The sequence below is a fragment of the Streptomyces sp. NPDC090032 genome, from assembly GCF_044748025.1.
Classification (GTDB): domain Bacteria; phylum Actinomycetota; class Actinomycetes; order Streptomycetales; family Streptomycetaceae; genus Streptomyces.
On record NZ_JBIVFF010000001.1, the window covers coordinates 819,245 to 840,270 of the forward strand.

General features: G+C 70.1%; 16 protein-coding genes and 2 pseudogenes. 2 read left to right on the plus strand and 16 right to left on the minus strand.

Features of this window, described 5'->3' with window-relative positions; all coding sequences use genetic code 11:
• Positions 1–55: 55 nt before the first annotated feature.
• The 10 genes from ACIPWY_RS03515 to ACIPWY_RS03560 all read right to left on the minus strand — a co-directional run bounded on the left by ACIPWY_RS03515 (position 56) and on the right by ACIPWY_RS03560 (position 12,426).
• The gene (locus ACIPWY_RS03515; RefSeq protein ID WP_401532130.1) at positions 56–871 is read right to left on the minus strand and encodes a helix-turn-helix domain-containing protein; all 816 of its coding nucleotides are present in this window, start codon (positions 869–871) and stop codon (positions 56–58) included.
• A 250-nt stretch (positions 872–1,121) separates the two neighbouring features.
• A complete protein-coding gene (locus ACIPWY_RS03520; protein ID WP_401532131.1) occupies positions 1,122–1,934 on the minus strand; it encodes an extensin in 813 nt (270 codons plus the stop codon).
• A complete protein-coding gene (locus ACIPWY_RS03525) occupies positions 1,931–2,869 on the minus strand; it encodes an NlpC/P60 family protein (RefSeq protein ID WP_401532132.1) in 939 nt (312 codons plus the stop codon). The genes ACIPWY_RS03520 and ACIPWY_RS03525 overlap by 4 nt, the downstream gene beginning before the upstream one ends.
• Before the next feature lie 3 nt (positions 2,870–2,872).
• Positions 2,873–3,847 carry a replication-relaxation family protein gene (locus ACIPWY_RS03530; RefSeq protein ID WP_401532133.1) on the minus strand — a complete coding sequence of 325 codons (975 nt, stop codon included), beginning with the start codon at positions 3,845–3,847 and terminating at the stop codon, positions 2,873–2,875.
• A gap of 48 nt (positions 3,848–3,895) precedes the next feature.
• Positions 3,896–6,286, minus strand: coding sequence for a type IV secretory system conjugative DNA transfer family protein (locus tag ACIPWY_RS03535; protein WP_401532134.1), 2,391 nt, complete (start codon positions 6,284–6,286; stop codon positions 3,896–3,898).
• Entirely contained in the window at positions 6,283–8,112 is a 1,830-nt protein-coding gene (locus ACIPWY_RS03540; protein WP_401532135.1) for a VirB4 family type IV secretion system protein, read from the minus strand. Before ACIPWY_RS03540 ends, ACIPWY_RS03535 begins: the two co-directional genes overlap by 4 nt.
• Positions 8,112–9,014 carry a PrgI family protein gene (locus ACIPWY_RS03545; protein ID WP_401532136.1) on the minus strand — a complete coding sequence of 301 codons (903 nt, stop codon included), beginning with the start codon at positions 9,012–9,014 and terminating at the stop codon, positions 8,112–8,114. Before ACIPWY_RS03545 ends, ACIPWY_RS03540 begins: the two co-directional genes overlap by 1 nt.
• A gap of 7 nt (positions 9,015–9,021) precedes the next feature.
• Entirely contained in the window at positions 9,022–10,686 is a 1,665-nt protein-coding gene (locus ACIPWY_RS03550) for a hypothetical protein (protein WP_401532137.1), read from the minus strand.
• A gap of 296 nt (positions 10,687–10,982) precedes the next feature.
• Positions 10,983–11,378, minus strand: a complete 396-nt coding sequence (locus ACIPWY_RS03555; RefSeq protein WP_401532138.1) for a pilin — start codon at positions 11,376–11,378, stop codon at positions 10,983–10,985.
• A 292-nt stretch (positions 11,379–11,670) separates the two neighbouring features.
• Positions 11,671–12,426 (minus strand): hypothetical protein, encoded by a 756-nt coding sequence (locus tag ACIPWY_RS03560; protein ID WP_401532139.1) that lies wholly within the window; start codon positions 12,424–12,426, stop codon positions 11,671–11,673.
• Positions 12,427–12,802: 376 nt separating this feature from the next.
• Here ACIPWY_RS03560 and ACIPWY_RS03565 point away from each other — a divergent pair.
• A pseudogene (locus ACIPWY_RS03565) lies at positions 12,803–13,683 on the plus strand (IS5 family transposase).
• Positions 13,684–13,718: 35 nt separating this feature from the next.
• On the opposite strand, the gene ACIPWY_RS03570 reads toward ACIPWY_RS03565, so the two are convergent.
• The 3 genes from ACIPWY_RS03570 to ACIPWY_RS03580 all read right to left on the minus strand — a co-directional run bounded on the left by ACIPWY_RS03570 (position 13,719) and on the right by ACIPWY_RS03580 (position 16,585).
• Positions 13,719–14,237, minus strand: a complete 519-nt coding sequence (locus ACIPWY_RS03570; protein WP_401532140.1) for a hypothetical protein — start codon at positions 14,235–14,237, stop codon at positions 13,719–13,721.
• Positions 14,238–14,637: 400 nt separating this feature from the next.
• Positions 14,638–14,958 (minus strand): nuclear transport factor 2 family protein, encoded by a 321-nt coding sequence (locus tag ACIPWY_RS03575; protein ID WP_401532167.1) that lies wholly within the window; start codon positions 14,956–14,958, stop codon positions 14,638–14,640.
• A 193-nt stretch (positions 14,959–15,151) separates the two neighbouring features.
• Positions 15,152–16,585, minus strand: coding sequence for a multicopper oxidase family protein (locus ACIPWY_RS03580; RefSeq protein ID WP_401532141.1), 1,434 nt, complete (start codon positions 16,583–16,585; stop codon positions 15,152–15,154).
• Positions 16,586–17,328: 743 nt separating this feature from the next.
• On the opposite strand from ACIPWY_RS03580, the gene ACIPWY_RS03585 reads away from it, so the two are divergent.
• The gene (locus ACIPWY_RS03585; protein ID WP_401532142.1) at positions 17,329–17,898 is read left to right on the plus strand and encodes a peptidylprolyl isomerase; all 570 of its coding nucleotides are present in this window, start codon (positions 17,329–17,331) and stop codon (positions 17,896–17,898) included.
• A 664-nt stretch (positions 17,899–18,562) separates the two neighbouring features.
• On the opposite strand, the gene ACIPWY_RS03590 is transcribed toward ACIPWY_RS03585, so the two are convergent.
• From ACIPWY_RS03590 to ACIPWY_RS03600, 3 genes and pseudogenes are all read right to left on the minus strand, one after another.
• On the minus strand, positions 18,563–19,627 hold the full coding sequence (locus ACIPWY_RS03590; protein ID WP_401532143.1) for a cobalamin-independent methionine synthase II family protein: 1,065 nt from the start codon (positions 19,625–19,627) through the stop codon (positions 18,563–18,565).
• 439 nt (positions 19,628–20,066) lie between these two features.
• Entirely contained in the window at positions 20,067–20,252 is a 186-nt protein-coding gene (locus ACIPWY_RS03595) for a hypothetical protein (RefSeq protein WP_401532144.1), read from the minus strand.
• 34 nt (positions 20,253–20,286) lie between these two features.
• Positions 20,287–20,946 (minus strand): annotated as a pseudogene (locus ACIPWY_RS03600) (alcohol dehydrogenase catalytic domain-containing protein); the annotation flags it as partial.
• Between the last annotated feature and the right edge of the window lie 80 nt (positions 20,947–21,026).

The following is a 21,026-nucleotide window of genomic DNA, read 5'->3' on the forward strand; positions in this document are numbered from 1 at the left end:
TTCGGGGGGCGGCCACCCCGCCAGGGGGTGACCGCCACCGTGCTGGTGCTCGCTTCTACTCGGTAGCCGCTTCCGGGCTGGCCAGGCGGTAGGTGCGCGGCTTGTCAGATACCTGCTCGGCGATGCCTTGCCGGGCGAGGATGACGAGGGAGTTTGCGATTGCGCCAGAGCTCCGTTCGATCACTCGGCTGATCCGGGTCGCGGTGAACGCGTCCTGCGGGTGGGCCTGGAGGTGGTCGATGACCCTCTGGCGCAGCGCACCGGGGGCCAGCCGTGTCTTCGGGGCCAGAATCGGCACCTGTGTCCTTCCCGCGGTGTGGCGGGGCTCATCGGCGGCGGGCTTGGCAGGTCCGGCTGCCTGGGGAGCGCCGTCGGGCGCCGGAGTCGCGGTGTCGCTGTTCGCCTCGGGCGCGCGATGGGCTTCGCCGTGTGTCGGTGCCTTCGCGGCCACTTCGGTCGCGGGGCTATCACCCGGCGTCGGCGAGGCGTCGGTCTTCGCGGCCTCCTCCGTGCGGACGGGCTTCGTGGCAGAGGACTCGTTCGGGGTGGCGCTGACGGTGTCGTCGGGCTCTTCCGTTTCGCTGCTGTTGGTGGGCTCGCCCTGGGCGCACCGCCAGCGGTCGGGGGTGCGGCGGGGCCCGGTGCGCTCGCCCTGGTCACGGATGGCCAGGCCGTGCTCTTCGAGGGTGGTGAGGGCCTTGCCAGCGGTGGAGCGGCCGATGCCTGCGGCCAGGGCGAGTTCGGTGACGGTCGCGCCGGGGGAGGCGAGGAGCTCGATGTAGATCGCGGCGGGTGCGCCCGTCAGGCCGGTGAGCGGTTCGGGAGTGGGGACGGCGCTGAGGGTGCGGCCTTCGGTGGTGGTCTCGGACATGGTGGGGCCTCGTTCCAGTGCGTTTGAGGGTGGGTGAGGTTCCCGGCCGGGGTGCAGCCGCAGGGGCGGTTGCGGGTTCGGCGGGCCGCGTGCGCGGCGCGGAATGCTCCCGCCGATCCGCCCGCCAGGTCTCGGAATGTGTGAACCCCGTGGGCCGGTGGGCGGACCACCATGGACGCTCTGGCCCGGGACGAAGTCAAACCGCTCGCCCTACTCTCCGATCAGAGTAAGAAAGGCCGATCGGTGCTGGTCACGAGAGTGGTGGCGCCCCATCGGGGCCGTGCTTGAGGAGCTGGGCGTGGATCTGTTTGGCGCGATCTGGACCAAGGTGCAGCTCGGAGCGCAGCCGCCACACGCTGGCCGGCCGTCCGGTCGCCGTGCGCACGGAATCGTCGATCGCCACGGCATGCGCCCACAGGGCCGCGTCGATCGCCCCGGCGGGGCCATCGGGACCTGCGGGCGCGCCGGGGGGACTGTCGGCGCTGTGGGGCCCACCGGCTGCGGTGCCCTCACCCGGGGCTGGTCCTGGTGATCCCAACGGGCGGGAGAGCGCGACCGGTTCGCCGGATCGCATTGGGCCGCTCGGATAGGGGTCGGGTGTGGGGGCGGTGGGGGTGATCGGGGCGAGGAGTGGGGCGACGGTGCGACGGTAGGCGGCGATGGTTTCGGTGAGCAGGATTAGGAGGACGGTCGGTACTCCGTGGAGGACGATGCCTGCGGGATCTGCATGGATCGGTGTTCCGATCTGTCGGTCGGGCCAGATCGAGTCCCAGGTGTTCATCAGCGTGGCGGTGATCCCGGTGAACCAGCGCAGTGCTGCCGACCAGCGGGGCGGGCGGATGCCCCACGCGGCGAGCCGGGCGTCCGCGTACAGGATCGCTGCGAGTGCCAGGGCCACCATCGGATCGAGCAGGATGGCGATGGCGGGAGCGACGCCGCGGCTGGTGGCGAACAGGGTGACGTTCACGGCGGTGAAGACCAGCGCGAGGACGGCTACTCCGGCCAGAGCCCGGGTGAGCGCGCTCAGCAGCGCCTGGGCCTCGGCCGGGGCGGGAGCGCTCACCGTGGACCTCCGTGGCCGGCGGGGCGGGTGGCGCCCTGGAAGTCGCCTCTGGCGGCGGGATCGATGGCACGTTCGCGGACGACGGCTCCGGGGTGGGGTGCGTCGATCATGCGGCCTGGCGCGCTGTAGATGCCGACGTGGGTGATGTGGGCAGGGCTGCTGCCGAAGAACAGCAAGTCGCCGGGTGCGAGAGTTGACTTGGCCGAGAGGTGGAGGCCGGCGGCATACTGCGCCTGGGCGACGCGCGGGATGCTGATCCCGGCCTTGCGGTAGGCGGCCTGGGTGAGGCCGGAGCAGTCGAAGCCTCCCTCAGCAGCTCCGTCGCCGCCCCAGACGTAGGGCTGGCCGAGCTGGGCGCGGGCGAACGCGACGGCCTTCGCGGCGGCCGCAGTGGGTGCGGAGGCGGCGGCCTCGTACTGGGCTGCGATCTTCAGAACCTTGTCCACGTACCAGTTGGCGTGGTTGTAACTGAAGATGGCGGAGCGCAGGTTGTGGTTGTTCTTCGCGCCGTTGGCGCACAGCATCCTTGCTGCCGCGTACACGGCGTCGACCGGATCCCAGGGGGTGGGCGGCTTCTTCCCGCCGGCCGGGACCGGGTGCGCGTATGACTTGAAGGTGGACGGCAGGAACTGCATCGGGCCCACCGCACCGGCCGAGGAGATCATGGTCGGGTGGCGGCCGTGGTCGGTTTCGACCTTGCCGATCGCCGCCAGGATCGTCCACGACAGCCCCCGGCATTCGGGCGCGGCCCGCTGGTAGAGGGCGAGCATGACCCGCGGAATGTCGGCGAGCGCGTGCTTGCTGGGCGAGGCGGCCGCGCCACCGGAGCCGGGGATCGCTGAGCTGATCAGCGCGGCGACGACGAGAGCGGCGAGCAGCGGCAGGGCGAGGACGGCGCAGCCCACCCCAGCGGCGGTTTTGGCGAGCGTGCTCACGGGTCAGTTGCCGGGGGTCGGCGGCTGGGGCGGAACAGGATGCCACGGAAGGGCTGTGGGGCGGCCGGGCGAAGACAGAGCCGCGTCCGGCGTGAGGGCGGGGATGAGGCCCGTCCAGTGGGCGGCGAGCTGGGCGGGGGTGAGGCGCCCGGCCGGGGCGGGGCCGAGGGGGAGCCAGGCGGCGCCGGCTGGTTCGGCGAGCTGGGTGTTGCCGGTGGCGATGGGCAGTTCGAGGCGGTCCGCGCTCTCGGCGAGGCGGTGGCGCAGGGCGGTCTCGCGGCGTGCGGTGGCGGTGTGGATGAGGAGCGGGGTGCGGGTGCCGGTGGTGGAGGCGAGGGCGGCATATCCGTGGAGTTTGGCCTCGACGCGGGCGAGGTTGTAGGACCCGGTGTCGTACTCCAGGAAGAACGGCAGGAGTTGATGGCCTGCGGTGGTGTGGTGGGCGTAGGCGTCGGGGCGGATCCAGTCGCCCCAGAGCCGTGTTGCCGAGCGTTCGGACAGCCACTCGTTCAGGTCTCCGATGGTGGCGAGTTGGATGAGGAGGGTGTTGACGCCGAGGGTGTGGTCGAGGGTGGGGGAGAACGCGATGCGGGCGCAGGTGTCCTTGCGCCAGCCGGTGGCGGCAAGGTCGGTGCCGGCGCGGGCGGCGAGGAGTTCGGCGCCCGCGCGGCCGAGGGTGTAGTGCTCGGGTGCGGAGCCGGCCTGGCGCAGCGGGCGGAAGGAGTCGGTGACACCCATGAAGTACAGCTCGCGCAGGCGGCGGTTGGCGGTGCGGTGGCCGGTGAAGGCGAGCGCGGTGATGTGGTGTGAGGTGAGCACCTTGTGCTCGTAGAGCATTTCGATGAGCCACAGATCGCGTGGGGTGAGGCGGGTCGCGAGCTGGGAGAGGTCGGTGCGGGCCCGGTTGGGTTGGACCGGTCGGCGCCGCCGGGAGGCGGCGCGGGGGACGTAGCCCGGGTTCGGACTGGTCGTGGGCATGACCTTCTCCTCGTCGAAAGCTCTGCGCGCGGAGGACCTGGGGAGGGATTACAGGGGGAGGTAGCGGGAGCGGCTGGTGGTGCCGCCGACCCGGGCGGCTGCGGCGGCCCGCAGTTCGGCGGATCGCCCCGGCACAGGCGGGGCCAGAGGCCGGGTGGTGAGGGTGAACGCCGAGGACTCCGCGCCGCGCGCCAGGAGGTGGGCGGAGGCCTGGTAGGGGCCGAGGTGGGCGAGATCGTGTGCGCCGAGGGTGGGCAGGGTGTGGCGTTCCAGTGCGCCCGCGTCCTCGGGGGAAGCGTTGAAGAAGACCTTGTTGCGGGCGTTGGCGGAGATCCCCTCGCGCAGGTCTCGGGGGAGTTGGGCGAGGTGCTGGTGGGCGAGCACCATGGACAGGCGGTAGCCGCGGGCCTCGGCGAGCATGTCCTCCAACGGGTAGGGCAGGGTCAGGAAGTTGTGTGCCTCGTCGACGTAGAGGGAGGCGTCGATCCGGTCGCGTTCCGGGGTGCGGGCGCGGGCGGTGGTGGCCTGCCAGGTCTTGGCGACGATGAAGGAACCGAGCAACCGGGTGGTCTCCTCGCCCAGCGCGCCCTTCGGTAGGCGGGCCAGCAGGATGCCGCCGTCCAGGACGTCGGCCAGGTCGAAGGTGGACTCGCCGGAGGCGATGGTCTGGCGGGCGAACGAGCGCAGCAGGAAGGCACGCAGCTTGTTCATGATCGGTCCGACGACAGCGGCCCGGGAGGGCTCGGACAGAGACTCGTACCAGAGCCAGAAGCCTTTGAGGACGGGGTCCTTGATGGTGGGGATCATGCGGATGCGGTAGGCGGACTCGCCCAAGAGGCGGGGGATGTCGGCGAGGGTGACCAGGCGGTTGGTGGCCTGGGCGTGACGCAGCAGGGTGAGGGAGGCGGCGCGCATGATGTCGTCGGTGCGCGGTCCCCAGAAGGCGCTGAAGATGCGGCGGAAGATGCCGGTGATGTTGTCGACGACGACGTCGATGTCCGCTCCATCCAGGACATTGAGACAGGGCGGGGTGTGGGTGTCGTCGGGGTCGATGACCACGAGCTTGTCGGCGCATGAGGTCGGGAGGCGGTGAAGGAGGTCGGTGATCAGGTCGCCCTTGGGGTCGATGACGATCGCGCCGCGGCCTGCGGTCACGTCGTCGAGGACGAGCTGGGCGACGAGGGTGGATTTGCCGGAGCCGGTGGCGCCCATGAGGTGGAGGTGGTGTCGGGCGTCGGGGACGGCCAAGCCGACACCACGGCGGGCTCCGGTGTCCGCTGTGCCGAGCGGTTTGACGCCGACCCCTGGGGTGGGGATGGCCGGTGGCGGTGCGATGGAACGAGCGCCGGCCCGGGCCAGACCGGGGGCGTCGGGGTCTGCGGGGAGGTGGGCGAGGGCGGCGAGTTCGGGCACCGACAGGAGATCGCCGCGGTGAAGGAAGCGGCGGGTGCTCAGCGCCACGTGTGGTTCCCGCAATCGGTGGCGGGCCAGCCAGTTCCGTGCCGCGTAGAGGGAGAACGAGGAGGCGATGGCGTGGGCGCGACCGCGCAGCCGGGCCTCGGCCCCCTCCGCTTTCGCCGGGAGGGCGACGGCGTAGCGGATCTGAACGTCCCATTGCGGGCCGGTGAGTTTGCCGACGCTCTGGCGCACCTCAACGCCGTGCGAGGGGTCGATGGCGGCGGGTGAGGTGCGCTGTGGGGCATGGGTGAACAGCCGGAAGACTGAGGAGAGGCGGGGCGCGGTGTGCCCGGCCTTGAGCCTGCGGGCCATGCGCTTGGCGCGGCGCAGCCGGGCGCCGGTCGCGGGCCGGGCCAGGAACTGCACCAAAGCGTGCTCCTCCTCCGCCATGCCGGTGGCCGCTTGGAGCAGTGCGCGCAGCGGATCGTCCTTGTGGTCCGTGCGCAGCGGCAGCGCCTCCATCCGCGCCAAGCGGAGCCGGCCCGACGTAGTCAACTGATTAGGAGGGAAAGGTGGTTCGGCATCAGTGACAGTGGTGTGGGCCCCGGGCCAGGAGGCCTCGACAGCGCGGCGGACAAGGGCGGTGGGGATGGAGCCGGGAAGCCACAGCCGCACCGTCAGTCCGCCGGTGTTCCACGCGTACTCGAAGGCGATGTGCGGCTGGCCGTGCAGGAGGCGCCGGTGCCAGGGGCGCAGTAGGCCGGAGAGCTGCGCCCACAGTACTTCGCCGCCCTTGGCGGGCACGGTGGGCGGGGCGAGGATCGTGACCAGTCGGGCCTCGGCGGCAAGCGATCGCTGCCGCTCGCGCTGCACCCAGGTGCGCAGAGCGAAGACGCTGACGCAGGCCAGCACGGTGATGGGCGCCAGCCATGGCCAGGCGTCGGCGAGAAAGCGTCCGCCGCGTGGCACCAGAGTGGGCCAGGAGTGGCTGGGGTCCGTCAGGAACGTGCCGAGAGGCCCGTCCGGAGAAGGGGTGTTCACAGTTCCAGCCCGGTGAGGTCGGGGAGTCCGTAGGGATCGTTCGCCTCGCCCTGCTCGGCGTTCTCGGCTTCGTGGAGTTCGACGGGGTCGGTGGTGATCAGCTCGTGCTCCGTGTTGGAGGCGATCGGGCTGAAGGAGATCTTGGTCCGGCCGGACAGCAGGAGGGCACAGCCGCGGGGCGCGGCCAGGAGGTGATGCCGTTCGCCGCGCGAGAGGCGGAACGCGGTGGCGATCTGGTCGATCGACTGCGGAGCCTGGCGCATCAGAAGCTGGGTGGCGGCATTGGCCACGATGGCCCGGCCGAGTTCGGATGCCAGGACGTCGTCGGCGTCCTGCGTGACGACCGCGAGCCCGGCCCAGTACTTACGTGCTGCTTTGGCCATCTGGAACAGGAAGCGCGCACCGTGCGCTTCGCGCATCAGGCGCCAGGCCTCGTCGACGACGACCAGGCGTCGGCGTCGGTTGCCGGTGTGGGCGACCTGGCGCCAGATCGCGTCCAGTGCGAGGAGCATGCCCGCGGTCTTTAGTTCCTCGGGGATCTCGCGAAGAGAGAAGACAACCAGGTGACCGGTGGGGCGGGTCGTGCTGGGCCCGGCGAACAGCTGCCGGTGGGAGCCCGTGATGTACGGCTCCAGACGCGTCGCCAGCTCGCAGGCAGCGGAGTCCTTCATTGAGAGCAACTGGGCGGACAGATCGGCGAGCAGTGGCGCGGGCCGGGACCACGTGGCCGGATCGTACGTGACGCCCGCCTGCTCGTAGGCGGCGAGTACGGCCTTGTCCAGGACCGCCCGTTCCGCCGTGGCCAGTTCCCCGCCAAGCAGCACCGTCAGGAACGTGTGCAGGAACAGGACGCGGCGCGTGAGGACATCAGACTCCGTGCCGCTCTCATGCGGCAGGTCGAAGGGATTGAGGCGTACCGCGGGGTCGCCGAGACGGATGACGGTGCCGCCGACGGCCTCGGCAAGGCGGACGTACTCCTCTTCCGGGTCGATGACCATGGCCTCGGTGCCGGTGAACAGCAGTCGCAGCAGCTCCAGTTTGGTCAGGTACGACTTGCCGGCCCCGGAGCGGGCCAGGAGCACCGAGTTGTAGTTGTCCTGGGCGAAGCGGTCCCACAGGACCAGGGAGCCGCTGGCCGTGTTGACGCCATACAGGACGCCGCCCGGAGCCATCGCCACGTCGGCGGGCAGGTCGGGGGAGGCGAAGGGGAAGCAGGCGGCCAACGCCTCGGTGTCGAAGGTGCGGCGCACGTTCAAGGTGTCGATGCCCAGCGGGAGGGTGGCCAGCCAGCCCGGGAGCGCCCGGTAGGTGGCGGGAGCGGTGGACACCAGCAGGGACTCGGCGATCGAGCGGACCAACGCCACTTCATCTGCGAGGTGTTCTTCGCTCTCGCCGTAGACGGTCATGTACAGGCCGAGGCGGAAGAGTTTTCCCTCACCGCGGGCGATCCGGTAAGCCAGTTCGGCCGCATCCTGCGCGGCTGCCTCGGTGTCAGGGTCGTCCAGCCGCCCCCGGTCCGATCCGGCGCGGCGGGAAGATTCCAGGCGGGCGCGCTGCTTCTTGAGCTGCTGCGCGGCGAGCGCGCTCGTGACGGGCTCGATGTGCAGGGCGACATCGAGCCGGCCGGGGTAGGTCAGCAACGGGTCCAGCCACCCCGGCACCACCTCGGCGGGATACCCGGTCACGACGAGAGTGGCGGCAAGAAAGTCGCCGACGGCGAGGGTTCGGGCGTGCACCTCGATGGCGTCAGGGCCCAGGTGAGCGAACTCTTCACGCGCGTTGACCAACTCGTCCTGAGCGGCGGAGCGTTGCCGGAAGCGGAGCATCACGCCCCTCCCATCGGGGTGGCATCGGGGTCGGCTGCGAGCCGGAGCGCGTGTGCGGTGGCCTCCGCATCCAGCGCGGTGACGGTGATCTCGGCGCCTTCCAAAGCGCGCGCTGCTTCGGTGAGGCGGTGGCCGGCCCGTGCCCCGCCTGAAGAGGACGGCTCGTGGGCCACGAGCAGGACCTGGCGGGTGAGCAAGTCACGCTCCGCGGCGAGTTGATCGAGGAAGTCGGCGTGGGCGAGCGCTGCTTGCTCGAGCGCCGGATGCGGAAGCCGCGGTGCCTCGTCGGTCAGTTCATCGACGAGCGGGGCGACGTCCAGACGGTGGGCACGCACCAGGATCTGGGTGGGGCCGGTGAGGGCGTTGAGCCAGCGGGCGAACGCCTCGGTCAGCGCCTGCTGTTCGCCTCCAGTGCGCAGATGGAAATTGATCGTGCTGCACACCGCGAGCGCGGACCGGCCCTCGTGACCGAGGTCCAGTACACCCGTGTCGCTGACCTCACGGCACGGCATCCGCAGAGCGGCCGGTTCCCGGCCGGCCTGCGCACGCCACGCGCCGGGGACGAGGCCCGAAAGCGGCCGGACGCCCTCAGGGGCAGGTACACGCCGTTTCGGCGCGCGGTGGAAGCGGACCGCGGCCAGCAGCAGCCGGTCCATGCCGATGCCGTCCCGCCGACCCACCGCGACCACGGTCACTACGACGGCGATGGGTGCGACGAGTGCCAGGTAGGCGAGCGGTGCCATGAACGGGCGCGTTGCCCAGTACCCGGCGTACAGCAGGAGTCCGGCCACGGCCAGGATGGCGGACTGGCGCGCGGTGAGCGGGCCCAGCACCTGATCCGACTTACTCACGTCGGCCGGGATACGGGCCGAGGCGACGTACTCGTCATCCAGGTCGGTCACAGCGGAGTCACCTCCGGGAGGCTGGGGGAGTGGGCGGTTCCAGGGGCAGGCGCAACTGCACTGGGCGGGCGGGGCGTTTGCGGACGCGGGCGGCAGGCACGGGCAGGGCCAGCTGCTGCGGCCTCCGCCTCGCATTTGCCGTGGCAGCAGGCGCGGCGGCCGCGCCCGGCTGCCCACCCGGCCGCACGATGGGCTGAACACCCGGTCCGGAACTGCCCGTGTGGGGAACACCGCCGGGGAGAGCGCGTGCAGTGCGGGGAACACGCTGGACTGCGATCGGCAGACGCAGCTGAGTTGGCCGCCCGGGACGAGCGGGGACACGTTTCGCGGGGATGGGCAGGGCCAACTGCCGCTTATGCCGGGCCTGCGCGGGGTGGATCACGGAGCGAGGGCCTCCCGTCGGACGCGATGTCCCGGTCGAGGCGCCGCCGCGCCGAGCAGCAGTCTGTGCGTTGACCTGCCCTTGCGGTGCCCCACCGGAGCCAGAGGCGACATGGGTGGCGCGTGCTCGGAGTCCGGTCAGCAGGGCTCTACCGCGCCGGACGGCGAACCCGGCGACGCCCCCTGGCCGCGGCGGGCCGACCACGCCGGGAGCTCGGCCAGGTCGTCCGCCGCCTCCGCCACCGCGTGGCCCTCGTGAGGGTGGGCCACCGCCACGAGGGCGCCCGCTCCCGCCTCCACCCCAGCCGCCGCCTCGACCCGCGCCCGCGGGACGTAGGGCACCCAGTCCAGGTGCCGCACCGTTCAACAGTCGCCACATGGCGACGGACTGGAGGATCCGCAGCGGCGCAGGGGCATTCAGGTTCACGGGGGTTGAGCGCAGGACGGACCGCAGACACCAGCCGGGAATTTTGAAAAGGATCCAGAACAGGGCGAGGCCGGCGAGTGTGGTGCCCAGCTGGCTCGGCTTGGGAAAGCCCAGCAGGCTGGAACCCGGGGCGAAGAACAGCTTCAGCGCGACGATGAACGTCATCGACTGTGCCACCTGGATCGTCAAGCAGCCCGCGAGTCCGCGCCACCACATGCGCGCCAGCGGATCGGTGACCGGATGCGCATGACAGGACAGCGCGAGCGGCGCCGAAACCGCGAGGAGTGCGATCACGGCCACGCGCACGATGTATCCGATGAGGACAGCGACGATCAGGACGACCATGATGACGGTGAGGATCAGCAGGTAGAGCTGCAGCCCGGCGACGCCGAACAGCGCGAACGGGATGACGCGTTCCACCAGCCCCTGGCCGGCATCCGACAGGTCTGTGCCCATCACCACGTATGACAGGGCGTTCGCAAGGCTGATTGCTTTGCCCATCACGGTCAGCGACAGGGCGGCGGTGATCATCCCGATGAGCAGCCGGGGCGCGATCTGCTTGAGGGCGTAGCGGGTCTGGACGGTCTCGTAGCCCATGACCGTGATCCCGCCCGCGGTCACGAAGAGCACGTAGATCCCCGCTGCGATCCCCAACGAGCCGGTCCACAGGCGCTTGATGTCAGCCTGCCGGGTCACGTCCGGGGTGGCAAGCAAGGTGACCGCCAGGAGCTGGCGCACCGGCTTCATGACCTGCTCGACGAGCATGCCGAGGAACGAGGTGACCGCATTCACGATCATTCCGGGGACATCGAGGAGAGCGCCGAAGCCGAAACCGCCACCCGGAGTGCAGTCGGTGCCCTCCACCTCGCAAGCCGGCGGAATCAGACCGGGGGCAGGTTCGGGTGCGGAGGGCGGTTTCGGCTTGGGGTTGGGACGTCCGGGGGCGGGTGAAGGGCCGGGTGAGGGCGAAGGTTCAGGCTGCGCCGGCTCCAGATGCGGATCGGGTGCAGGCCCGGGCGCGGGACGAGGTTCCGGATCGGCCGGTGTGGCCGGTGCATGGCGCGGGGCCGCCAGGGCGTACGGGGAAGTCAGCGGCCCGAGAGCGAACCCCAGGGAGACGAAGAGCAGGAGCAGGACGCCGGTGCGGCGGCGGGAAGGGGTCATTGTCCGCTCCCGCCGCCGGCGCCGACGATGCCTTGAAGCACGGTGACCAGGACGGGGGCCATGACGGCCAGCCCGTATCCGATGGCCGCGGCTTTCAAAGCCCGCTTGGCGGACTCGACTTCGCCCGGGTCGCCGCCGGCCATCAGGTAACGCAGGCCGCCAAAGGTGAGGAACAGCGTGGCGAGCCCGGCCAGGAGACCTACGATCCAGGTCCGCAGATTGTTGATCACTGTGGGGATGTCCGCGACCGCCCACGACGACGGCGGATCGGACACAAGCGTGACGAGCGCGAAGGCCACGACGAAGAGCAGCCGGGCCGCGTTCCAGCCCGCGCGGCGCCGCCGGGCATGTCGGCGGGCTCCGGCCCGCGGTGGGCGCAGACGTACGAGCACGTGCACACACCTCCTGGAGCGGCACAAGGGGAGAAGGCAGGGCGAGGAGCGGGGGAGAAGTGGTGCCTCGTCCTCGGGGGTCCGGGCTGGCCCGCAACAGCGCTTCACCTCCTTCATGTGGGAAGGCGAGCTACTGGAACGCGGAGGGCGGAGCCGAGTGTCAGCACGGGACGCCGTGCCCGAACCCCCAGGGACAGATGACGCAGAAGGGGCGCTACGGAACGGGAGTTGCCGCAGATGCCTTCACACTTCTAAGGAGAAAAACCGGACGCGATCGTGCCAGGGGCCGGATTCAGAACGCCCCCGCGGCCAGCGCAGCGGCCAGACGCTGCTCAGCCGCGGACCGACGCCGGAAGGCAGCGCGCACACTCATCCCCACCTCGCTCGCCGCCTGAGCCATAAGCCGACGCTCCAGCCGCGTCTGCGCGATGAGTTCAGCCTCCTCCTTCCCGAGAACCCCAGCACCCACGGCCCGCTCCAGGACCCCGAACACCTCCGCGTGCCCGCCGACGGGAAGCGGCCGCGCAACCGTGTTCTCGTCCAACGGCACGGGAGCCGTGCGCCGCGCCCGCTGCGCGGCGTACAGCAGACGATGCGCGGCCCGGTCCCCGGCACGCAACAGCCGCAGTCCGGCCTCCTCCGTCCCCACCGGCATGGCCGTGAGTTCGATGGTCACCGCGGTCAGCACATCCTGCTCCAGCTCGCACGCCTCGACCTCCGCCAGCCGGGGCAGCCGCGCCAGCGCTCGCCGCAGCCCGGGAATGGCGAAACCGACTGCCACGGTGCCCCAGGGCTCACCGTGCGCCTGGCGGCGGCGCAGAACTTCCCGCCATACACGGGCACGGGCCTCAGCGGTGCAGCTGGGATGCGCCATCCGCGAGCGAACCCGGGTCACCGCCAGCACCCCGGCCTCCGGCTCGGGCAGCAACGACCCCGGCAGCGTGAGCGGCCACGGCAGCGAAGCCAGCGCCAGGAACGCCGACTCGACCTCCTCCAGCGGCGAGACGGACAGGACCGGGCGGGAGGGGCGGGTGTTCGTACGTCGCATGACAGGGGCTCCTTGCCTACGAGCTGCGAAGCGGACGCCGCCCATCCCGCCAGCCACCCCCGCCACGCCCCCGCCGTCATCAAGGCGCACTCGCGCCACCGTTCCGCCGCGGTCCTGCCACACCCCTGACCGCTATGGCGGATCTGCCACCGACCTGCACCTTTGCCGTGTCAGGCCACCGGAGAAGGATGGCGAAGAAATTTCTCTGAACCCGCCTCCGGCCATCTCGGGTTCGAGGCCGCGTCCATCACTGTCTCGCGTGCCGCCGTCGCGGCAAATCACGTATTGACCTGCACCTTGTTCCTCTGCTGGTACACGAGCGTGATGCCCAGGGCTTGTCCGATGGGTCGGGTAACCCGCCTGTCGGTCGGTCGTTCTGTCCGGTGTGGGGCGGGGCGATCTTTCTGATGACGAGTGGGCTCGACTCGAACCGCGGCTGCCCAAGAACCTTGGGGGGCGGATGTTGGCAGTGTCACCGACTCGTGATCAACGGGATTCTGTTCCGGCACGCACCGGCCTGCCGTGGCGAGATCTTCCGACCCGCTTCGGGAAGTGGAAGACGGTCTATGACCCCAATCCAAGGTGGTCCGCGGATGGCCCCTGGACCTGCGGACGGTCCAGGCTGACGCCGATAGCGGGGGGCGGATCGACTGGAGTGTGGTGAGCGTGGATTCAACGGTCTGCCGCGCCCATCAGCATGCGGGCGGGGTTCATCACCGCCTGCCTCGGGTGCTGGGGCAGCCGGCGCCGTCCGGCCGAACATCGCCTTGACGAGGCGCTCGGCCGGTCACGGGGTGGCCTCACGACGAAGATTCATCTGGCGAGTGACAGCGGCCGCAGGCCATTGGCTGTGCTGATCACTCCCGGACAGACGGGTTACGCGCCACAGTTGATCAAGGTTTTGGATCGTGTTCGTGTCTCGCGCCCAGCTGGCGGTCACCCGTGGACGCGACCGGACTACGGGTGTGGCGACAAGGCGTACAGCTCGCGCCGGAACCGCCGCTACCGCGGCGACGGCAGATCAAGCACACCATCCCCGAGCCGAAGAATCAGAAGGTCAACCGCCAACGGCGCGGTAGCCACGGCGGGCGGCCGACCGGCTTCGACAGTGCTGCCTATAAAAGAAGGAACGAAGTAGAGCGTTGCTTCAATGCGCTGAAGGGCTCCAGAGCCGTGGCGACTCGCTACGACAAGAGGGCCTACGTCTTCCACGGCACGGTCACTCTTGCGGCGATTCGGTTGTGGCTCCGCGACTGATCTCAGCCACCGCAGCGGATGCCGGGATGGTTGCCTCAGTCGTCGGCGGCGACGATGAGAGTGATCTGCCCGACCGAGCGGTCGATGAGCACGAACTCGTGAAAGTAGTCGTGCACACGTCCCCAGTCGTGAATCGCCTCATCACCGAGCTCGCTGAGGTAGTAGATGCCGTCAGCTGCGACCAGGCGGTCGAACACCTCCCGCTGTAGATCTGCCTCCAGCTCGGTGGGGACGTCCCAGAGCGGATCCACCCACTCCCGCAGGATCTGCACGGCCTTCTCCTGGCTGACGGGCTCGTAGATGTCGGGAGTGATCAACCGTAGCCAATATGGACCGTGCCGGGGTCCCTCCGGCAGCACTCCACCACCTGCATAGTCGTCTCGGAACTGCTCATGCCCAATCAGTGCGGCAAGTAGCCCTGTGTCGTCCACGGACTCCGCGGGGAAGCGGAGCTGCTTGATGTCGACCCATCGAAACCCGTGCTCCTTCGGATCCGGGACGTAGCGGCGAAAGTTGATGAAGACGCTTCCCTCGTGAGCGAGCCCGTTGTCCATGGCGCCAGCCTAGAAGGTAGGCAGGGGGGTCCTGCCGACCCACCGGACAGGCCCTAACGACCTGGGGCACATGCCTACGTTCGCGGCTCTGCGCATCGCGTTGGCCCGGTACTGGTCCGGATCGAGCTGACGGCTCAAACCCCGGCTGGAGCAGGCCGCCCGCGACAGTTCCGGCGGTCTGCCGCCTGGTCAGGCATGCTCGGTCGTCCAGTGCTTGTGCCCGCCGTCTTCGGGCGACGCAGATGCCTAGGGCCTGACCGGCGGATCATGGTCGAAGCCACGACGCCTAGCGCGGCCTCGGTCTGGAGGCAGAGCGCCGGTAGTACGCGGGTGCTGTTTGTCCGGACCGCATCCGGCACGGGGTGCGGTCGGCGGTCGGCCGGGCGGGGACGCGGGTTGTTCAGGCCTGGCCGGTCTCGAAGCGGCTGATGTGTCCGTCGGTGACCTCGAAGCTCCACTTGGTGCGCATGCTGCCCCAGGTGTCGTTGCGGTAGTCGACGACCAGGGTCCGTCCGCCGTCGGCTTCCGATTCCACGTCCATATGGCCGTTGGAGGAGAAGACCTCCCGCTCCGCCCAAAGCCCCAGGTCGCGGTCCGACCCGTCATCGGACATCGTCGCGTCGGGGGTGAGTGCCCTGAAGAAGGCGCTTTGATCGTTCGCGTTGACGGCGGTGACGAAAGCACGGACGGCAGGGTCGGTCAGCTGCTTCGGGTCGATCACTAAAGCTCCCAAGTCGGTCGTGCTGTTGCTACTGCACGACCAGGAAACACCAGCGGCGGCGGCCGAACACTTCAACTCTCCCGTCACCACACGGACGGGCTAGGTGTATTGCCCTATGAGGTTGGGGACGCGGGGGCGGAGATGGGGGCGATAGTCCGGCGTTCCTTGGATCTCTCCGCGGCCGGGCCGGCCGTCATCCTTCGACGTAGTCCACGGTCTGCATCATGCCCAGGTCCTCGTGGTGCAGTTGGTGGCAGTGGGCGATGGCGCGGCCGGTGAAGTTCTCGTAGCGGACCAGGAAGGTCACCGACTCGCCGGGGGTGCCGCCGGCCAGGCCGACGGTGTCGTGCCAGACCGGCGGGTCGAGCCGGATGCCGTTGCGGTGGGTGACCAGGAACGGGTTGGTGTGCAGGTGGAAGGGGTGGTTGAAGGCGGGGGAGGTCTCGCCGGTGCGGACCGTCCAGCGCTCCATTCGGCCCAGCGGCAGCACATGGTTGACGTACCCCGGGTCGTACAGCCCGTAGGCGGGGTCCGAGCGAAGGTCGCCGCTCGGATGGGCGGCCGGGGTCACGTGGGTGCCCAGCACCCGGAACGCGTCCGGGAACGGCAGTGGGAAGACGCCGGGGTCGACGTGGAAGACCACCTCCCGGTCCGGGCCGGTGACCTCTCGGTCGTCCAGGAACGGCCGGCCCGGCGGCAGCACCCGCGGCAGGGCCATCGGGGGGGTGACGGGCGGGCCGGCCACCTCCACGGTCAGCAGCGGATCCGGGACTTGGTCGGCCCGCAGTTCGTAGCGGCCGGGCGCCCCGCCGCGGACCAGCACGTCCGCGCGGTTGCCCATCACCAGCTCGACCGCCTGCGCGGCCACCGGCGCTGGCAGGGTGATGCCGTCCTGGGCGATGCGGTGCATCGTCAAGGCGCCTTCGGGGCCGGGCAGGCGCAGCCGGAGCGCGGTGAACGCGGTCGCCCCGACCAGGCGCCATCGCTGCACCTCGCCCGGCCGCAGCGCCACCACGGGGTTGACCGCGCCGTTCACGGTGAACACCGACGGCACCCCGGTCAGCCAGGCCCCTGCGTCGAACGGCGGCACCCGGCCGCCGCGCAGCTTCAGCTCGTTGACGCACACCACCACATCGGCCGCGGCCGCCACCTCGGGGACGTCGTCGATGTCGCCCTCCACCACGATCACCCCCGCCATGCCCCCGGCCATCTGCTCGGCGGTCGAGCCGTGCAGGTGCGGGTGGTACAGGTACGTCCCGGCCGGATGGTGTGCCGGGACGTGCAGCACCGTTTCGTAGCGCGGTTCCGGCCCGCCGGGCGCAGTGTGCGGGGCGAACTCGCGCAGCACGTTGTCGCCAAGGCCGGAAGGCGAGACGTGCATGCCGTGGGTGTGCACGTTGAAGCTGTTGGGCCGGTGCGCCATCCGCACCCCGTGCCCGGCACCGGCGTCGGGGGCCTGGGCGGGGTTCGGCGGCAGCCCGTTGACGTGCGTGAGCAGCATCGTGTCCCCGGCCCGCACCCGCAGCGTTGGCCCCGGCAAGCCCCCGTTGTAGGCCCGAGTGGTGATCCGCCCGTGCCCCGGCACCACGACGTCCGCGTACCGCACGTCCAGCACCTGCTCCAGCACTGACGGCACCCGCCCCGGCGCCGTCCGCCGGCGCACTGTCGTGGGCTGCGGGAAAGCCCCCGGCCCCAGCCCAGGGGCCGCCTCCGTTGCCGTTCCCGCGCCCGTCACCGGCACGAGGCCGGCGGCCGCGGCCGTCCTGAGCACCGACCGGCGGCTGACCCCACGACCATCTCCCATAACCGGGCAATCTAGAACAGGACGGCTGGAGGGTCGGGCGCGCCGCACCGGCGCCGCCCACACCCTGGTGGGGCCGGGCCCCCCCCCCCCCGGGGGGGGGCCCCCCCCGCGGGGGGGGGGCCGGGCCGACGTTGGTGGGCGGGCCGGGCCACCAGGGTGTGGGCGGCCAATGGGGTGACCGTGAACGAGTCGGACGGATCTTGGTCGTTTCCCCGGCTGCGGCCGGCTCGGTGCTGGTCCTGGCCGGGAGTACGCAGGCCGCGATGGGACAGGTCGTGGGGTTAGTACCGAAATGCAGCAGCTGACGACCTACCAGACTGCAGTTGGACCGATGACCGCCAGTCCGAGTTCCTGAGTCATCTCGTACGTCGGGTGCTTGAGCCCGCCTGGGTGAACCGGAGCCCCACTTGCTCGGCCTCCGCCGCGCCCAAGCGGTTCTGGTGGTGTACAGCGAGACGATCGCAGGGACTAAGTCTGAGCCACCTGACCATCCCCGGCGACCCGAGTCGCGATGGGAACGACATCGCGGCTGTGCTGTCGCCACGAACCCAGAAGGATCACCGACTGTGGATTTTCCCTCTATTTCCGTACCTGGCTCCGGCCAGCTCCATGCCCGCGTGGTCACCTCGCTCGGCGTCATCGTGGTTCGCCTCGAAGAAGACCGCGCGCCCAACACGGTCAAGAACTTCGTCGGCCTGGCAACAGGCGCCATGGAATGGAAGGACCCCAAGTCGCGGACGTCGATGAAAGGCACGCCGATGTACGACGGCACCCGCCTCCACCGGGTCATCCCCAACTTCATGATCCAGGCCGGAGACCCTCTCAGCCGCTACCCCGACCAGGTCAACCAGTGGGGCACAGGCGGCCCCGGCTACAAGTTCGCTGACGAATTCCACCCGGAGCTGCGCCACAGCGGCCCCGGCGTGGTGTCCATGGCCAACTCCGGTCCGGGCACCAACGGCTCTCAGTGGTTCATCACCGAGGACGCGACACCCCACCTGGATAACAAGCACACCATCTTCGGCCAGGTCGTCACCGGTCAGGACGTCGTCAAGACGATCGCCAACGTGCCCACCACACGGGACCGCCCCGACTCGGACGTCGTCCTGCAGAAAGTCGAAATCTTCCGTCAGTAGGCCGGCCCGACGGGGGCGACCCTGAGCGAAGCCCTGTATCCGTTGCGCCTTCAACGGCTATCGGCACTTGTGCTCGCTGCTCGTGATCCAACATCACTGACGAACAGTCCAAGTGCAGGTACGAGGCCCGCGCGGTTACGTCGCTCAGGCCCTCAGGCCACCGAAGAGGCCCGATGAATACTGCACCCTTCGAATACCGGCACTTCGCCAGTGCGCCCACACCACGACCGAAGCGGTGATCGCCGCCGTCACCAGCACCGTGACGACGCCGCTCGCCCTCTTGCTGGGCCGCTACGACGCGGCCGGCCGCTTGCGTCTGGCCACATCGCGGCACGCTCACCACGGCGGCCCGCCGCGATGTGGCCCCGCAGCTGAAGGCCGCGGGGCCCGAACACCCTTGGCACGGGCGGCACTTCAGAGCCGGATGGGGAACCCGCACCGAGCTGGAGTACCGGCTCGTCCAGCCGGACCTGGTCGCCGAGTTCGTCGCCGGCACCGCCGTTGACGCCGGCCGTTACCGCCACCCGGTCCGTTTCGTGCGAGTCCGAGACGAATTGCATCCCGTGCAACTTGAGCCGCTCCCCGATCCGGACGAAGCCGCAGGTCGCCAACCTGACGACGATCCAGGTGGATGCCGCTGACCTGCTCCGCCAATGGGCGACGCCTACAGGCCGAGGTCCTGGGCGGCGAGTTCGGTGCCGCGTAGGCGGGCTTCGATCTTGGCGAAGGCCAGCTCCCGCGACGTGGAGGTGTCGTCGGCGTAGGGGGCGAAGCCGGCGTCGTCGGAGGTGCCCAGCTGGTCGACCGGGATGTGGCGGGCGGCCTCCAGGACGCGGTCGCGTACCTCCTCGCGGGTCTCGACGCGGGGGTCGATCGGGTCGGTGACGCCGACGAACACCCGGGCCCCGGACGGCAGCTGGTCGGCGGCGGTCTTCAGGACGCGCTCGCGGTCGGGCTCGCCGGACAGGGCGAGATAGAAGTTACCGACCGTGAGCTGGAACAGCCTGGGCAGCAGTTCGGCGTAGTCGACGTCGAGGCTGTGGGTGGAGTCGTGGTCGGCTCCGGGGTCGGTGTGCACGCCGATGCGGGCCCGCTCGTCGGCGGTGAACCGGCCCAGGACGTTGTTGTTGAGGGCGACGAAGTCGTCGAGGAGAGTGCCGGAGGGGTCGAGCTGCAACGACAGCCGACCCTCGGTGAAGTCCAGCTGCACGCAGTGCGCGCCCGCGTCGAGGCATCCGCGGATCTCGGCCTCGGACTCGTCGGCAAGGTCGCTGAGGAACGCCTGGCGGGAGTACCCGTCGATGCCGTCGGCCGGATAGAGCAGGCTGAGGGCGGAGGGTGCGACCACGGCCTGCTTGATCGGGAGGGTGGTGCGGGTGCGGGCGGCGCGGAGGTAGGTCTCGGCCTGCACCTGGTAGCGGAACGGTCCGCTGGTCAGGACGGGCAGCTGCCGGGTGTGCCCGTCGGCGAACGGGATGACGGCGCCGTCGGCACCGAGGCCCGCCTGGCCGGTGAGGGGGTAGGTGAGTGAACTCGGCTTGCGCTGGTCGCCGTCGACCAGAACCGGGCTGCCCAGCTCCGCCAGCCGGGAAAGGGTGTCCGCGACGGCGTCGTCCTGGACGCGCGCCAACTCCGCCTCGCTCACTCGTCCTTGGGCGTGGTCGTTGTACGCCTGCACCAGTGCGCGCGGACGGGGAAGGCTGCCGATCGGCTCAGTAGGAATGCTCATGATCCGCACCCTAGAAGTCACCGGCATACCCCTAGAACGGGCGTGAAACCCGCCCGATGGCGCCGTGCCCCCGATTCCCGGGCCTACTGGCGGGACATCCCCACAGCTCATGGACCACGAGGTTCACCCGATCGAGCCACTGACACAGGAGGTCAGTGCCGCTCTCAACGGCAGCCCGGCGCCGACCGTGACGGCCCCGGGCCGGCCACGGCGGCGGCGCGCCTGCTCCGCGCCGTCCTCTTCCGGGGTTCATACCTTTGCCCCGCAGCCAATGCGCGGACTTCCAATTTCGATCTTGTTCACCTGTGGCGCCACCGACTGCCGTCCCTGCGCGTGCAGGACAACTGCCGCTCTCTCCTTGGTGACGGGCAGCCCCCCGGGCCAGGGCGACTTCGTCGGCGATGTGCCCCGGCCCTCATCGGCTCCCACCGCCCATCCGTCAGGACTCGCTCCGGGCAGCCCCGACGAGTTCTTCGAGTACGCCGCGGCTTGCTTCCTCCAGGGTGTCGGCTTCCAGCACCGGCTGCGCGAAGCCGAGCGCATTCTTGAAGGCGGTCAGGTAGCTTGCGTGCTGCAGCTTGGCCCTGATGTTCGCGCTGTCCGGGTGCCAGGAAACGAGCACCACAACGGCCTTCTCGACGCCGTCCCTGTTGCGGTGTGTTGTAGTCGCCGACGATGATGCAGGACGCCCCGAGGAGGCGCGCCGCTGCTGCGCCGCAGCGGCCGACCGGGCCGGCGCCGGCGATGTACACGGTCGAGCCCGGCTTGGCACCGGCCTCCGTGAGACCGTGGAACGCGGTGGGCAGGATGTCCGAGAGCAGCGCCAGGTCACGGATCTTCGCCATGGCCTGTTCCCTGTCCGGGAAGCGCAGGAGCTGGAAGTCGGCGTACGGGACGAACAGGTACTCGGCCTGGCCGCCGGTCCAGTCGCCCAGGTTGAAGCCGTACGCTCCGCAGGCCACCTTGGGGTTCGTGGTCTCGCAGACGTCGGTCCGGCGCGCCCTGCAGTTGCGGCATCGGCCGCAGGCGACGTTGAACGGGACGGAGACGAGGTCGCCCTCACTGAGGAACTCGACGTCGGGGCCGACCTCGATGACCTCCCCGGTCATCTCGTGCCCCATCACCATGCCCTGAGGCACCGGGAAGGACCCGCCGTAGATGTGCAGGTCGCTACCGCAGATGTTGGTGGCGACGATTCTGAGGATGACGGCATGCGGGGCCTTTTTCCCGTTCGGCATCTGAAGCTTCGGGAAGTCGAGAGACTCGACGCGCATGTCTTTCGGGTTCTGGAAGACGACAGCGCGGTTGCTGCTTGCCATGACGATCTGCTCTGCTGATCCAGGGCAACTTGGCCGTGGAAGTGGCGGCGGTCATTTGGGTGGCTTTGCGATCTCGGCTT

Bases quoted from the DNA above. Each gene is read 5' to 3' on its own strand.
- ACIPWY_RS03570 (WP_401532140.1), bottom strand. From the start codon at position 14,237: ATGGACAACGGGCTCGCTCACGAGGGAAGCGTCTTCATCAACTTTCGC.
- ACIPWY_RS03560 (WP_401532139.1), bottom strand. From the start codon at position 12,426: ATGCGACGTACGAACACCCGCCCCTCCCGCCCGGTCCTGTCCGTCTCG.
- ACIPWY_RS03515 (WP_401532130.1), bottom strand. From the start codon at position 871: ATGTCCGAGACCACCACCGAAGGCCGCACCCTCAGCGCCGTCCCCACT.
- ACIPWY_RS03590 (WP_401532143.1), bottom strand. From the start codon at position 19,627: ATGAGCATTCCTACTGAGCCGATCGGCAGCCTTCCCCGTCCGCGCGCA.
- ACIPWY_RS03530 (WP_401532133.1), bottom strand. From the start codon at position 3,847: ATGCCCACGACCAGTCCGAACCCGGGCTACGTCCCCCGCGCCGCCTCC.
- ACIPWY_RS03540 (WP_401532135.1), bottom strand. From the start codon at position 8,112: ATGCTCCGCTTCCGGCAACGCTCCGCCGCTCAGGACGAGTTGGTCAAC.